The organism is Streptomyces sp. NPDC090442 (genome assembly GCF_044769405.1).
Taxonomy (GTDB): domain Bacteria; phylum Actinomycetota; class Actinomycetes; order Streptomycetales; family Streptomycetaceae; genus Streptomyces.
On the sequence record NZ_JBIVXW010000032.1, the window covers coordinates 1 to 12,301 of the forward strand.

General features: G+C 70.9%; 16 protein-coding genes and 1 tRNA gene. 9 read left to right on the forward strand and 8 right to left on the reverse strand.

All coding sequences use genetic code 11. The features are described 5' to 3' along the window. Nucleotides 1-253 precede the first annotated feature (253 nt). Both ACIQU6_RS22545 and ACIQU6_RS22550 read left to right on the forward strand, forming a co-directional pair. Nucleotides 254-763, forward strand: coding sequence for a hypothetical protein (locus ACIQU6_RS22545; RefSeq protein WP_403483452.1), 510 nt, complete (start codon nt 254-256; stop codon nt 761-763). Nucleotides 764-979: 216 nt separating this feature from the next. Continuing rightward, nucleotides 980-1,606, forward strand: a complete 627-nt coding sequence (locus ACIQU6_RS22550) for a class I SAM-dependent methyltransferase (protein WP_403483453.1) — start codon at nt 980-982, stop codon at nt 1,604-1,606. A gap of 302 nt (nt 1,607-1,908) precedes the next feature. On the opposite strand, the gene ACIQU6_RS22555 is transcribed toward ACIQU6_RS22550, so the two are convergent. Continuing rightward, nucleotides 1,909-1,982 (reverse strand) — tRNA-Met (locus ACIQU6_RS22555). Between the two features lie 403 nt (nt 1,983-2,385). Here ACIQU6_RS22555 and ACIQU6_RS22560 point away from each other — a divergent pair. Then, complete coding sequence (locus tag ACIQU6_RS22560; RefSeq protein ID WP_403483454.1) at nt 2,386-3,834, forward strand: hypothetical protein; 1,449 nt, start codon at nt 2,386-2,388, stop codon at nt 3,832-3,834. Nucleotides 3,835-3,959: 125 nt separating this feature from the next. After that, nucleotides 3,960-4,115 carry a hypothetical protein gene (locus ACIQU6_RS22565; RefSeq protein WP_403483455.1) on the forward strand — a complete coding sequence of 52 codons (156 nt, stop codon included), beginning with the start codon at nt 3,960-3,962 and terminating at the stop codon, nt 4,113-4,115. 306 nt (nt 4,116-4,421) lie between these two features. On the opposite strand, the gene ACIQU6_RS22570 is transcribed toward ACIQU6_RS22565, so the two are convergent. Genes ACIQU6_RS22570 through ACIQU6_RS22580 form a run of 3 tightly spaced genes read right to left on the reverse strand, consistent with a single transcriptional unit; the run spans nt 4,422 to nt 5,786 of the window. Next, nucleotides 4,422-5,351 carry an NADP-dependent oxidoreductase gene (locus tag ACIQU6_RS22570; protein ID WP_403483456.1) on the reverse strand — a complete coding sequence of 310 codons (930 nt, stop codon included), beginning with the start codon at nt 5,349-5,351 and terminating at the stop codon, nt 4,422-4,424. A gap of 25 nt (nt 5,352-5,376) precedes the next feature. Beyond that, complete coding sequence (locus tag ACIQU6_RS22575; protein ID WP_403483457.1) at nt 5,377-5,550, reverse strand: hypothetical protein; 174 nt, start codon at nt 5,548-5,550, stop codon at nt 5,377-5,379. After that, complete coding sequence (locus ACIQU6_RS22580) at nt 5,547-5,786, reverse strand: hypothetical protein (RefSeq protein WP_403483458.1); 240 nt, start codon at nt 5,784-5,786, stop codon at nt 5,547-5,549. Before ACIQU6_RS22580 ends, ACIQU6_RS22575 begins: the two co-directional genes overlap by 4 nt. An 82-nt stretch (nt 5,787-5,868) precedes the next feature. Between ACIQU6_RS22580 and ACIQU6_RS22585 the strand changes: the two genes are divergently transcribed. Together ACIQU6_RS22585 and ACIQU6_RS22590 are read left to right on the forward strand one after the other, a co-directional pair. After that, nucleotides 5,869-6,501, forward strand: a complete 633-nt coding sequence (locus ACIQU6_RS22585; protein WP_403483459.1) for a TetR/AcrR family transcriptional regulator — start codon at nt 5,869-5,871, stop codon at nt 6,499-6,501. 167 nt (nt 6,502-6,668) lie between these two features. Continuing rightward, on the forward strand, nt 6,669-7,064 hold the full coding sequence (locus ACIQU6_RS22590) for a RidA family protein (protein ID WP_403483460.1): 396 nt from the start codon (nt 6,669-6,671) through the stop codon (nt 7,062-7,064). Nucleotides 7,065-7,235: 171 nt separating this feature from the next. On the opposite strand, the gene ACIQU6_RS22595 is transcribed toward ACIQU6_RS22590, so the two are convergent. Next, nucleotides 7,236-7,871 carry an aminoglycoside phosphotransferase family protein gene (locus tag ACIQU6_RS22595; protein ID WP_403483461.1) on the reverse strand — a complete coding sequence of 212 codons (636 nt, stop codon included), beginning with the start codon at nt 7,869-7,871 and terminating at the stop codon, nt 7,236-7,238. 132 nt (nt 7,872-8,003) lie between these two features. On the opposite strand from ACIQU6_RS22595, the gene ACIQU6_RS22600 reads away from it, so the two are divergent. The 3 genes from ACIQU6_RS22600 (at nt 8,004) to ACIQU6_RS22610 (ending at nt 10,960) form a co-directional block, all read left to right on the forward strand. Then, nucleotides 8,004-8,924, forward strand: coding sequence for a LysR family transcriptional regulator (locus ACIQU6_RS22600; RefSeq protein WP_403483462.1), 921 nt, complete (start codon nt 8,004-8,006; stop codon nt 8,922-8,924). Nucleotides 8,925-9,084: 160 nt separating this feature from the next. Beyond that, complete coding sequence (locus ACIQU6_RS22605; protein ID WP_403483463.1) at nt 9,085-10,146, forward strand: tartrate dehydrogenase; 1,062 nt, start codon at nt 9,085-9,087, stop codon at nt 10,144-10,146. A 121-nt stretch (nt 10,147-10,267) separates the two neighbouring features. Then, a complete protein-coding gene (locus ACIQU6_RS22610) occupies nt 10,268-10,960 on the forward strand; it encodes a type II CAAX prenyl endopeptidase Rce1 family protein (protein ID WP_403483464.1) in 693 nt (230 codons plus the stop codon). A 160-nt stretch (nt 10,961-11,120) separates the two neighbouring features. Here ACIQU6_RS22610 and ACIQU6_RS22615 read toward each other — a convergent pair whose 3' ends face one another. From ACIQU6_RS22615 to ACIQU6_RS22625, 3 genes are read right to left on the reverse strand one after another with little or no spacing between them, the layout of a single operon-like run. Continuing rightward, nucleotides 11,121-11,396, reverse strand: a complete 276-nt coding sequence (locus ACIQU6_RS22615; RefSeq protein WP_403483465.1) for a hypothetical protein — start codon at nt 11,394-11,396, stop codon at nt 11,121-11,123. Then, on the reverse strand, nt 11,372-11,557 hold the full coding sequence (locus ACIQU6_RS22620; protein WP_403483466.1) for a hypothetical protein: 186 nt from the start codon (nt 11,555-11,557) through the stop codon (nt 11,372-11,374). The genes ACIQU6_RS22615 and ACIQU6_RS22620 overlap by 25 nt, the downstream gene beginning before the upstream one ends. Nucleotides 11,558-11,592: 35 nt before the next feature. Beyond that, a complete protein-coding gene (locus ACIQU6_RS22625; protein WP_403483467.1) occupies nt 11,593-12,228 on the reverse strand; it encodes a response regulator in 636 nt (211 codons plus the stop codon). Nucleotides 12,229-12,301: the final 73 nt, after the last annotated feature.

Below are 12,301 nucleotides of genomic sequence, written 5' to 3' on the forward strand. Positions count from 1 at the left end.
GGCCGGACGAACTCCCACTCAGCATCCGACAGTTCATGGCGACGTATCACCCCACCATGATCCACCACCCAAGATCATTTGAAGACACGACCTAGATCGTGCCTGTGGGCTGGGGGGGGACGGGTGGAGGTCGTCCTCGTGGACGGAGCTCGCCGGCGAGCGCTGTGATCTCGCCGATCGGGAGGGGCGGTCGAGTAGGGGGCGCGGTGAAATCCGCTCGCCCTACTCGACCTGGTGAAGGGACCATGGACAGATGCCGTCGACCAAGTCAGCAGCCCGTGGGTTTCAGGATCGTGCCGTTCTCTGGAGCATTGGCGAGATCTGCGCAATCGATATCGTCGCTGGAGCCTGTGACGCACTCGTTGCGGGCCTCGACACTTCCGCCTTGCGGATATTGGCCGCGTGCACACGCGCGGAGGCGGATTACGACGTTCCTGACCTCCTTCCGCTAGCACTCGACGAACTGGACCTTGTCTTCTACCCAGTTGGCAGCCTTGCCGGACGGGAAGCGGCCGCGCGCATGCTTGCCGTCCAGATGCTGGCCGGTGAACTGACGCCAAGGGAACTGGCGTTGCGGATCCACCAACGCTTTGGGCACGGGCTGCCCCTGGTTGAGCGTCTCGCTAAACTGGACGATGAGTACGACATTCTCGAATACGGCGACAGGACATCGAAACAGGTCGATGCCGAGATCAAGGCCGAAGCGCTTCGGCTCGCCCAGCATCGTCGTGCGCCAGCCGAGCCCACGGATGCCTCGGCCTGAGGCGCAGCGGTGGGCGTACGCTCGCGCCGTAGGACCCTCGAACTCGCGAAACCCACCAATTCCCGAACCCACGGGTCCTGGGCTTTCGTTCCTTCCGCGTGCGCGTAGGGCGAGGTATCCGGGATAGCTTCCCGCCATACACGGGGTGCCCCGAGGCTTCTTGCGTTGCCCAGGAGAGAAGGCCCGATGCCAGACCAGCCACCCCGGGATCTGCGAGTGACTTCACCGAACACCAACAGCGGTAGGGAGCCGCTGGTCGACCCGGCTGCCGAGTCCGTCGCCGTCTACAGCGACCACGCCGACGACTACGCGGCCCATCACGCCCCCAAGATGGCCGATCGGGTCGAGCGGTTCGCCAACTCGCTGCCGACGCCCTCGCGGATCCTGGACGCCGGATGCGGCCCCGGACGCGACCTCGCGCGCTTCGCCGCCCATGGTCACAGTGCCCGGGGCATCGACCTCAACCCGGTGTTCGTCGCCATGGCCGATGCCCACGCACCCACCTCACAGTGCGACCTTCGTGAGGTCGGGTCCCGGTTCCGGGCGGGGGCGTTCGACGGGATCTGGGCCTGCGCCTCGCTGGTGCACCTGCGCGAGTCCGAAACCGTGGACGTACTCGGCCAGTTCGCCCGGCTGCTGCGCCCCGGCGGCAAGCTGTACGCGTGCCTCAAGTCCGTCGGCCGCACCGGCTGGCTCGATGAGCCCGACGGGCGCCGCTGGTACACGGTCTGGGACGCCGAGGCGTTCGCCGATGCCGTGGCCGGTGCCGGGTTCGAGGTCGACCACGTGAGCCAGGGCGCATTCGTCGAGGTCTGGGCCACCAGCCTCAGCGGCAGCTCGTAGCGGATGCCTGTCCGGGAGGGGTCTCGCCGGAACAAAGGCTTGCCCACGGTTCGTTGAAGGTGTTGGTCGTGGTTGGCTGCTGCATCGACAGTGCCACGCAGCCCGGTTGCCTGTCCTCCGCCAACGCGGTCGTGGCCCGGTCGTGGCCGTCGAGGAGCAGCCAACCGTCCCAGGAAGAGATCCACTACAGCAGGACGGCGCGAAGGCGCCCTCGCGGGCGTGCTTGCGGTACGCCGTCACGCGCGGGGCCCCGCGGCGAAAACAGGGAAGGCCCGGTGGATTACCGGGCCTTCCCTTCCAAGTAGCGGGGACAGGATTTGAACCTGCGACCTCTGGGTTATGAGCCCAGCGAGCTACCGAGCTGCTCCACCCCGCGACGGCAGGCTCAACTGTACGTCACTTGCTCGGATCGGCCGAATCGGCTGTCGATTGCCCAACCCGTTCGCCGGCGACGAGGCACCACCACCATCAGCCGAGGCGGTGCGCGGGGCGGCTGCCCCTCGACCGGCGACCCCTTCCGCTGCTTCACGGCGATTTCATCGGCCGCTCCCACCATGGGCGTCCTCGGGCACACCTTTCGGGCGGGAACTGCTCGACCAGAGCGCGGCCTCCTCACGGGCTCCGGTGCACCGGTGCGTCGTCGCAGTCCGGTGCGGCACTCGCCGGCAGACCTCGGGACAGCCGTCTGTCGTCCAAAGCCGTGGCCGTGACCGAAGTTGGCGGGGCGGTGCGCAGCCGCGGCTGTCCGGCGCGTGCTGTGAAAGGAGAAGGAGTGGGCCGTGGATGACTACGTCAAGCGTCTGCCTCTGGGAGCGTTGCCCGAGGGGGGCGTGGCGTCCTGGTCCGTCGCGGACGCCGAGTGCTGGAGGAGGGCTCGCGTCCCAGCGGTCTTCGCCCCGGTAGGGGGCAGTTGGGTCCTCGTCGTCCTGGTCGCCGTCTCGTACTTGCTGACGTCCGGGTTCTCGACCTCGCGTTGGAGCGGTGGCTGGGCCGCGCCCGGCGGCACCGACTGGCTTGGATATCCCGCGATGGTTCTGCTGGCCGCGCTGCCGTTGTGGTACCGGTACCTGCCGGTTCCGACCGTGCCGGCGGCGGTCGTGGTCGCGGTGGACGCGGCGGCGTCCGTGGCGTCGCCCGACGCCGACGACCACCTGGCCACAAGCGGATACGTCCTGGCCCTGACCGCCTCCGCCTGGGCCCTGACCGGCGCGTGCCTGCGACTTCGGGCCCGTCGCAGGCAGCGGGCGCTCGCGCTCGCCGCGGCCGGCCCGCGCCGTCTCGAACTCCCCGACCGCGTGCCCGAGACGGACGACTACCGCGGGTACCCGCAGTTCTACCTCGGACTCGTCCTCTGCCTCATCGCCGGCGCCCTCCTCACCGACGGTCTCGTCGAAAGCCTGACGGCGCCGGATCGCGCACCCGCGTACAACGCCGTCGGACAGCAGGTCGCCGCCCTGCTGTTCCTCGTCGCCGGCACCACGGTGTACGGGCGCGGCCACGTTGCCTTCCGGGCGGCACGCCGCCTGCAAGCGGAGCCCCAGCCGGCTCTGTTGGTGGGCGTACGGATCGCGCCGGACGGCTACCACTGGCTGTACCCGGACGCCCGCACCACCTCGGGGCGGCCCCTGATCGCGTACTTCCCCCGGGACCGGGACACCGACCGCGCGGCGCGCCTTCTGGGCACGAGCTCGACCTACCAAGTCAGCGACGGGCACTACGACATCGACCCGCGCAGCGAACCCTTCGAGGCGGTCCTGTACGGCACGCTCCGGGAAGGCGCCGAGGTCGCCCTGGAGTACGCCGTCCTCGAACGCACCGCGTACCGGGCGTCGGAGCACACGTATGCGGGTGTCATGGTTGCCCCGCTGCTCCCCCGACGCTGCCACGGCCTCGACCCGTGGCAGCCGGCCGACGGCGCGGCGCGGGACGCCGCCCGACGCGAGAGGATCCGCAAGGAGCAGCAGGAACGGCGCGAGCGGGACGAGCAGTGGGCTGCGCGTCTACGCCAGCAGGAACGGACCTATTCGGCGCGGCGAACAGTCCGGGGCGGCGGTAGCGGGGCGCGCGGTCATCGGTACGGCAGGTCCGAGAGCTGGGGCGGCGGGGACGGCGGCTACGGAAGCGGCCATGGCTTCGGAGGGCACGGCTATGGAAGCGGCCACGGCGGCGGAGGGCACGGCTGCGGCGGCGGCCACGGTTGCGGAGGACACGGCTGCGGCGGCCAATGAGCGCGAGGACTTGCCACGAAGACCTTGCATGGAGACCGTGCACGGAGACGTTGTTCGGGAGGGGCGGGGGACATGTCGGAGCCCGGCGAGTCGGTCTGCGTCCAGGAGTTGGGCGGTCACGTCGCGTGCGGTCCGACCGCAGGTCGGTGGTGTTGGCCATCGGCCCCGGCACGGAAGGCCGCACGACCGACACCTGGTCCATCGGCTTCGCCGGGCAGCTCCCGGCGGATCTCTTCGCCGAGGGGGTCCACCGGTTGGCGGGCGCCAAGTACCGCGATTGATGCGACCGGCTCTCGGTACCTGGGTTGGCCTGCGCCAGCCCGGCCTGGGACGTGGTCTGGGCGGAGCGACCAGCCGCCTCGGTCTGCCACCGACCCACCAAGGTGGTGGCCGGGATGCCGGGGCCCGCGACGGCGGCGGAGAGGGCGCCTCTAGCAGCGCTACCAGGACTGCATGGAGGATCAGATCGGTGCGCTCGGCCTGGTCCTCAACGCGCTGGTGTTGTCCGGGTAGTTGGAGCCTTGTCATGGTCAGCCGGTTCTGGCCGGTTCCTCGGAACCGGGCTCGCGTGCTGGCGAGGACCGGGCTCAGTTCGCGTCGACGTCCAGCACGATCTTGCCGCGGGTGTGGCCTTCCTGGACGGCTCGCCAGGCGTCGGCCGCCGCTGCCAGAGGGAAGGTGCGGTCGACGGTGACGGACAGCTTGCCGGAGTCGGCGAGGGCGCACAGTACGCCGAGGTCGGCCGAGTTGGGGCGGGCCCACACGTGGTGACCGCCCTTCTCGGTGATGGTGGCATCGACGATGGAGGCGACCCGGTTCGGGTTCTTGAGTACGTCGCGGGAGACGGCCACCGCGTCTCCGCCGACGAAGTCGAGTGCCGCGTCGACGCCGTCGGGTGCCAGCTCACGCACCCGCCCGGACAGGCCGTCGCCGTAGGTGACGGGCTCGGCGCCGAGCCCACGGAGGTAGTCGTGATTGCGCCCGCCGGCGGTGCCGATGACGCGCGCTCCACGAGCAGTGACGATCTGCACGCCGAACGTGCCGACGCCGCCGGACGCCGCGTGGATCAGCACAGTGTCGCCGCTGCCTATGTCGAGCCGCTGGATCGCCTGGTAGGCCGTCAGTCCGGCCAGCGGCAGCCCGGCGGCCTGCAACCAGTTGAGGGACTCGGGCTTGCGGGCGAGCGTACGCACCGGGGCGGACACGAGTTCGGCATAGCCGCCGTTTTGCACCCAGTCCTTCCAGATGTAGCCCACGACCTCGTCGCCGACCTCGAACTCGGTGGCGTCGAAACCTCTGGCCTCGACGACGCCGGAGACCTCCCAGCCCGGGATGAGGGGGAAGCGCGCCTCCATGGCGCTGTCGAGGTAACCGGCGGCGACCTTCCAGTCCCCCGGGTTGACCCCCGCCGCCTTGACCCGGACGAGGACCTCGCCGGGGACGGCCTTCGGAGCCGGCGGTTCCCTGAGCTCCAGGTCTTCCGGTCCCCCGTACTCCTGCAGTGCGATTGCCCTCATGATCGACAACAACGGACGGCACGGACTAGGCATTCCGGTTTCCTTCCCGCCGGCTCCGCGACCGTCCGGCCCAGCGCCAGATCGCCGCCATCCCCAACGCGACCACGCCCAGGGCCGCCGCCACGATGGCGATCTTGATGGCCCGGTCGATCAGCAGGTGGTGCAGGAGTTCGGAGGACCCCATCGCCAGCCCGCTCACCGTCGGCCGTCCCGGCGTCGCGTCCGGGAGTCCCGGGACCTCCCGCCGTCCTCGAACCGTCGGGCGGCGGCCCGGAGTCCGGCCCGCACCACGGGGTCCGCGTACCGGCGGGCGTCCTCAAGCTTCCCCTTGCGCCTGAGTACCACGGCTACCGCGAAGACCAGCAGCGCGAGCACCACCAGTCCGCCCACGATCAGGCCGAACCTGAGCAACACGAAATTGAGGTACGTCTCCACGGAAAGACCTCCACCCGTTCTGTCACACCTGTGATATTTCCCCGCCAACCCCGTTGTATCACAAGCGTGATAGAAAGGCTCCATGCCCAAGCACGTGGATCCGGAAGCCCGCCGCCGCCTCGTGGTCGACGCCCTGTTCCGCGTCGTCGTCCGCGACGGACTGCAGCGCACCTCACTGCGGGCCGTCGCCGCCGAGGCAGACCTCAACATCGGCTCCCTGCGCCACTACTTCGCCAGTCAGCACGACCTGATGCACTTCGCGATGCAGTCGATGCTCGACCGGGTCTCCGACCGCCTGCTCGCACACGTCGAGCGGATCGGCGACCTGAGCGGCCACCCCCGCCCGGAGCAACTCCGGCTCGCCGTCGGCCTGTTGACCGAGCTGCTACCGCTCGACGAGCGCCGCCGCGCCGAGGTCGGCGTGTTCATGGACTTCAACGCCGCCGCCCGCAGCAACCCGGCCATCCGCGACCTGTCACGCAAGACCGCGGAGGCCACCAGGCGCCTGGTGCGCAACGTACTCACCCGGCTCGACGCCGCGGGCACCCTGCGCCCCGACCTCGACCTCACCCTGGAAACCGAGCGCCTGACCGCACTCCTGGACGGACTGGCCTTCAGCTCAGTCCTCCATCCGGAGGTCCTCGCCCCACCCACCTGCGTGGACGTTCTGGCCAGACATCTCGACGACCTGTCGTCGCAGGGCGGAGCGCCGTAGCCCACTGCGGCCGGGACGGGCGACTCGGAGGGGCCCATCAGGCGCACGGCAACGGGCCTACATAGGCGCGGAGTTGAGGACCGGGGGCAGACGTAGTACACGTCCCACACACGGACACGGCCCCGGGCCAGCGTCCTCGCCACAACGCAATCAACGGAGGCAACACGATGGAGCACCTCATCCGGCCCGAGGGGGCGCCGCCCACCAACGGTTACAGTCACGCGGTGGCCTTCAACGGGCCGATGGTCGTGGTGTCGGGGCAGGTCCCCGTCGATTCCGACGGCCGCCTGGTGGGCGAGGGTGACGCCGAGGCCCAGATACGCCAGATCTACGCGAACCTGCAGACCTCGTTGAAGGCGGCGGGTTCCGACCTCGGCCACGTGGTGAAACTGACGGTCTATCTGACCGACCTGGCAGACCTGGACACGTTCCGCCGCGTCCGGGACGAGCACCAGGACGCGACGCACCCTCCGGCCTGTTCGCTGGTGAAGGTCTCCGGTCTGGTGAACCCCGCGTTCCTGGCCGAGGTCGAGGCGTGGGCGGTGGTGCCGGCGCGCCCCTGAGACCGCGCGAACCGCCCAGCGGCGGCCGTCGCCGCGTCAGCTCCCGTCGTCCAGTCGGTCGAGGACTCCGGCCAGTCCGTTCCGGACGATCTCCGCATCGTCGAGGTCGAGTCCGTGGGTTACCTCGTGTCAGGGTCCCAACTGGCACCAGAGGAGGGCGCGTTGACGGAGTTACGGATCGGCGGGATAGGCGGCGGTCAGCGCGGCGGCGAACGCGGGCGGGGTGTCGTTCAGCGCCCAGGCGAGGTCGATGGCGGGGTCGCCGATGTGGACGTCGCCGAAGTCGATGACGCCGGTGAGTTCGCCGTCGCGCGTCAGGACGTGTTCCGGCCCGAGGTCGCAGTGGACGAGGGTGTCGGCCGGCAGTGCCGCCACCTCCGCGAGGAGGGCGGTCGCCGGCTCTCGTCGCTCGGCGGGGAGCAGGGGCAGCACGCGCGAGTCGAACTCCGCGGTCATGGTGGCGCGTTGCTCGCGTACCTGCCGCGCGGACGGTGTGCCACGGCGCACCGCCTCCACCGGATCCGCCGTGTGCAGGGCGCGCAGGAAGCCGGCCAGACTGCGGGCCTGCGCGGCATCCGGTGTCGTGAGGGAGTCGCCTGGCACCAGGTCGTGCCAGGCGACCAGCGGTTCCGCACGGGCGACGGCCGGAACCGGCACGGGGAGCGGAAGTTGCGGGGCCGGCCACGACATCAGGCTCACCTCGGTGTGCAGTTGCCCGGCGATCTCCGGCCTGCGTGGGCGGCGCTCCACCCAACGCCCCTGGACCAGCCGCGCCTCGCTGTCCCAGCCCTCGGAGAACGACGTCATGGCTGCCACCGTAAATCACGCGCACGGCAGCTCACCTTGGCTTTGTTCGCCCCACCCGTAGCGGCGGTTGCGCACATGCCGGTACCGGTACCGATGTCCGTAGACCTCACCCGCCACGTCAGAATGCGCCCTATGGACATTCGACAGTTGGAGTACTTCCTCGCCATCGTCGACCAGGGCGGTTTCCACCGGGCGGCGTCCGCGCTGTATGTGTCCCAGCCGTCCCTGTCCCAGGCGATCCGGGGGCTGGAACGCGACCTGGGCGGCGAGCTGTTCCACCGGATCGGCCGGCGGGCGGTGCTCACCGAGGCCGGGCAGGCGCTGATCGAGCCGGCCCGGGCGGCCGTCCGTAGCCTGGCGACGGCCCGGGCGAGCGTGGCGGCCGTGCGGGAACTGCGCACCGGACGGCTGGACGTCGCGTCGATGCCGTCGCAGGCGGTGGAACCGTTGACGACGATGGTGCGCGCCTTCGGCGAACGTCATCCCGGGGTGTGCGTGGCGATCAGGGCCGCCTTCACCGCCGAGGACGTGGTGGAGCGGGTACGCACCGGCGCGGCCGAGGTGGGGCTGCTGGCCGTGTCGGGCCCGCTGCCGGACCGGGACGTGGTCGTGCACCCCCTCGGCGAGCAGCGCTTCGTGCTGGTGGCGCCGGGCGGCGATTCCGACGGGCCCTTCGCCGGTCAATCAGTCGTCGACGGAGCGGAGTTGGCAGGTCAGCGGCTGATCGTCGGCCAGCAGGGCACCGGCATGCGGGCGTACGTGGACGGTCTGCGCGAGCGCGGCATCGAGTTCGTTGTCGCCGCCGAGACCGAACACCGGGTGTCCGTGCTACCGCTGGTACTCGCCGGTGTGGGCGTGGCCGTACTGGCGGAGTCCTGGCGCGGACTGGCCGAGCGGGCCGGGGCCCGGGTGCTGGACATCGAACCGCGCGCCGTCCTGCGCACCGGCCTGGTCAGCCGCCGCGGCGTACTGTCCCCGGCCGCGCGGGCGTTCGTCCAGGCCGCGCTGGAGACCGACCCGCCGGCAGTGGAACCCCAGGCAACGGGCCTTTAGACGACGGAACCTCCGGTGGCAGCAGCGCCGGCGGGCACACCGTGGGACACCCGCGCCGGTCGTCGACGGCTGCGATCCGCTACCTGATAGCCCAGGCCGATCAGCCAGATCGGCATCATGTCTTGGACGCCCCGCGGCCCCGCTTGTTGGAATCGACCGCATGACGACGACCCACCGCATCGCGCTGATTCCCGGCGACGGCATCGGCGCCGAAGTGCTTCCCCCGGCGCGCCGCGTGCTCGACGCCGTCGCCCGTCGGCACGGCATCGACCTGGCCTACACCTCGTACGACGACTGGTCCTGCGCCCGGTATCTGCGCGAGGGCGCGATGATGCCCGAGGACGGGCTCGACCGGCTGCGCGGGGCGGACGCGATCCTGCTCGGTGCGGTCGGCCACCCGGACGTGCCGGACCACGTCTCGCTGTGGGGGCTGTTGATCCCGATCCGCCGTGCCTTCCGGCAGTACGTCAATCTGCGGCCGATCCGGGTCTTCGAGGGGATCGACAGTCCGGTGCGGGGTGCGGTCCCCGGTGCGGTCGATCTCGTCGTGGTCCGCGAGAACACCGAGGGCGAGTACAGCGAGATCGGTGGGCGTCTCAACCGCGGCTTCCCGGAGGAACTGGCCGTCCAGGAGGCGGTGTTCACCCGGGCCGGGGTGACCCGCGTCGTCGACTACGCCTTCACGCTGGCGGCCGGCCGCGGCGGCCGGCTCACCTCGGCGACCAAGTCCAACGGCATCGTGCACACGCTCCCCTTCTGGGACGAGCTGGTAGCCGAACGGGCCGCCGCCCACCCCCAAGTCCCCTGGAACCAGGAACACGTCGACGCCCTCGCGGCCAAACTCGTCCTCACTCCCGACCACTACGACGTGATCGTCGCCTCCAACCTCTTCGGGGACATCCTCAGCGACCTGGCGGCCGCCGTGGCCGGCTCGATCGGCATCGCCCCGGCCGCCAACCTCAACCCCGAGCGCGAGTTCCCCTCGATGTTCGAGCCGGTGCACGGCTCCGCGCCGGACATCGCGGGCCGGGGCATCGCCAATCCGCTGGGCGCGATCTGGTCGGCCGCGCTCATGCTGGACCACCTGGGCCACCCCCAGGCGGCCGGCGACATCACCGACGCCATCGCCGCCCTCCTGGCCACGACGGACATCCGCACACCCGACCTGGGCGGCACCTCCTCCACCGACCACTTCACCGAGGCGCTCCTGACCCACCTCTGAACACCCCGGCGGAAGTGACCTGTTGGGGCTGGCCCCACCCCACCCGCTGAAGGTACCGGGAAGGGAGGCACAGGGGACAGCCGGATTCCCCGCGCCCTCAACGCTCCGTAGCGTCCCCGCCATGACGAACGTCTCGGCCCTCTCGGTGGGGCGGGAGCCCGTCCGCCGGTGGCGCGGGCCCTTGGTATACCTCACGCTCGCCAACCTGGGCATGTGGGCAGCGATGTCACCACTGTTGATCGACGGGTTCCAGCGGAGTGACGCGCGGGAGGAGACCAGTTCGTTGGCGGAGGTGTGCATCGCGGCGGCGATGTTCGCCCCGGCCCTCGCCGCGATCCTCGTCAACCGCCTGGTGGAGCCGGGCGGCCGCCTGCGGGACGCCCTCGCCCTCCGCTGGCCACGCCCGTGGGGCCGGGGCGTGCGGGCCTGCCTGATGGGGCTCGCCGTCCCCGCCGGCCTCACCGTCGCCGCACTCGCCCTCGGCGCCGCGACGGGCGCCTACCCGCTGGGCGAACTGCGCTGGGGGCCGACAGCCGCATGGGCGGCCAGCATGCTCGTCCAGATCGTGGTGTCGCTGCCCCTCTTCTTCGGCGAGGAACTGGGCTGGCAGGGCTATCTGTTCCCGCGCCTGGCCCGCTCCCGGAACGGCATCCGTCTGCTCCCTGCCTATCTGCTCACCGGCTGCGCCTTCGCTCTCTGGCACCTTCCGACGCTCCTGATGGGCGGCCAGTATCCGGGCAGGCCGTGGTACGTCTCCGTGCCCGCCATGCTGATCAGTTGCACCCTCGTCCTCCCCGTCTTCACCTGGCTGTGACTGCGTTCCGGGTCCGTGCTGCCCGCCGTGCTCGCCCACGCCTTCGTGAGCACGGCGAGCATCGGTATGGTCAAGCAAGCCGCGGACCCCACCGCCGCGTTGGACCCCCTCCGCATGGGCCTGACCGGTTGGCCGGGCTGGCTCGTCACCGCCGCACTCGTCACCTACCTGGCCCTGACCGGCAGGCTCCGCCTACCGCCCGGCGCTGCCGACTCCCCCCCAGCGCCGCCGGCCGTAGCAGTTCCGTGGCGAAGGTCGCGGCGGAGCGTGGCGGGCGGCCGAGGATGCGTTGGATCCCGTTGCCCAGGTCCGCGGTGCCCTCGTGGCGGTAGTTGGTGTACAGGTCGTGGAGTCCGTCGATGATGCCCGGTGCGACGCGGCGGTTCGTCAGGCCGGTGCGCCAGGCGTCGTTCAGTGGCACCTCGACGTGACGCACCGGCGTATCGAGCGCGGCTCCGAAGGTGGCGGCGACACCGGCGGGCCGCTGGCGGCGCAGCAGACCACCGCGTCGGGTGCGGGCACGTCCTCGAACAGCGCGTCCACGGAGGCGGGTTGCTCCAGATCGATCCGCAGCGGTCCGGTGCGTGATGTCGCCATGACCTGGGGAGTTGGTGTGGCGAGGGGGGGGCGGGCTAGCGGCCCTGGTCGCGGACTTGGTCGACCAGGGCCGCGGCCTCCGCGCGGCTGGTGACGTGGAGCTTGCCGAAGAGGTTGTTGACGTGGGTCTTGACGGTGGCGACGGAGACGTAGAGGGTCTCGGCGATGGCGCGGTTGGTGCGGCGTTCGGTGAGCAGTTGGAGGACCCGGGTCTCCTGGACCGTCAACGCGTGCGCCGCGGCCAGGCGTTCGAGGGCCGTGCGGTGCGTCAGGCCGCGCACCATGGCCGAGGCGATCTCCGGGGCGAAGGTGCGGTGTCCGTCGGCGGTGGCGGTGATCGCGGAGACGATCTGGGCGCGTCCGGCACTCTTGGTGAGGTAGCCGGCGGCGCCGGCCTGGAGGGCGCCGACGATGGACTCGTCGTCGGCGTAGGTGGTGAGCACCAGGACCGCGGGGGCCGGGTCGAGGGAGGTGAGCGTGCGGGTGGCGGTGACGCCGTCGACGCCGGGCATCCGCAGGTCCATCAGCACCACGGCGGGGGCCAGTCGGCGGGCCAGGTCGACGGCGGTGGCGCCGTCGGCCGCGGAGCCGACGACGGCGATGTGGGGTTCGTGGTCGAGGATGGTGACCAGGCCGTCGCGCACCGCGGCCTGGTCGTCGACGACGATCACCCGGATCGGGCCGGTCCGTGAAGTCGCTGGAGCCGGTGGCGTCGGTTCGGTTGGTGGCGTTGGTTGAGGCGGT

Excerpts from the sequence above, each read along its gene's own strand:
- ACIQU6_RS22545 (WP_403483452.1), top strand. The coding sequence starts at position 254 with ATGCCGTCGACCAAGTCAGCAGCCCGTGGGTTTCAGGATCGTGCCGTT.
- ACIQU6_RS22570 (WP_403483456.1), bottom strand. The coding sequence starts at position 5,351 with ATGAGGGCAATCGCACTGCAGGAGTACGGGGGACCGGAAGACCTGGAG.
- ACIQU6_RS22585 (WP_403483459.1), top strand. The coding sequence starts at position 5,869 with ATGCCCAAGCACGTGGATCCGGAAGCCCGCCGCCGCCTCGTGGTCGAC.
- ACIQU6_RS22590 (WP_403483460.1), top strand. The coding sequence starts at position 6,669 with ATGGAGCACCTCATCCGGCCCGAGGGGGCGCCGCCCACCAACGGTTAC.
- ACIQU6_RS22595 (WP_403483461.1), bottom strand. The coding sequence starts at position 7,871 with ATGACGTCGTTCTCCGAGGGCTGGGACAGCGAGGCGCGGCTGGTCCAG.
- ACIQU6_RS22600 (WP_403483462.1), top strand. The coding sequence starts at position 8,004 with ATGGACATTCGACAGTTGGAGTACTTCCTCGCCATCGTCGACCAGGGC.
- ACIQU6_RS22605 (WP_403483463.1), top strand. The coding sequence starts at position 9,085 with ATGACGACGACCCACCGCATCGCGCTGATTCCCGGCGACGGCATCGGC.
- ACIQU6_RS22610 (WP_403483464.1), top strand. The coding sequence starts at position 10,268 with ATGACGAACGTCTCGGCCCTCTCGGTGGGGCGGGAGCCCGTCCGCCGG.
- ACIQU6_RS22620 (WP_403483466.1), bottom strand. The coding sequence starts at position 11,557 with ATGGCGACATCACGCACCGGACCGCTGCGGATCGATCTGGAGCAACCC.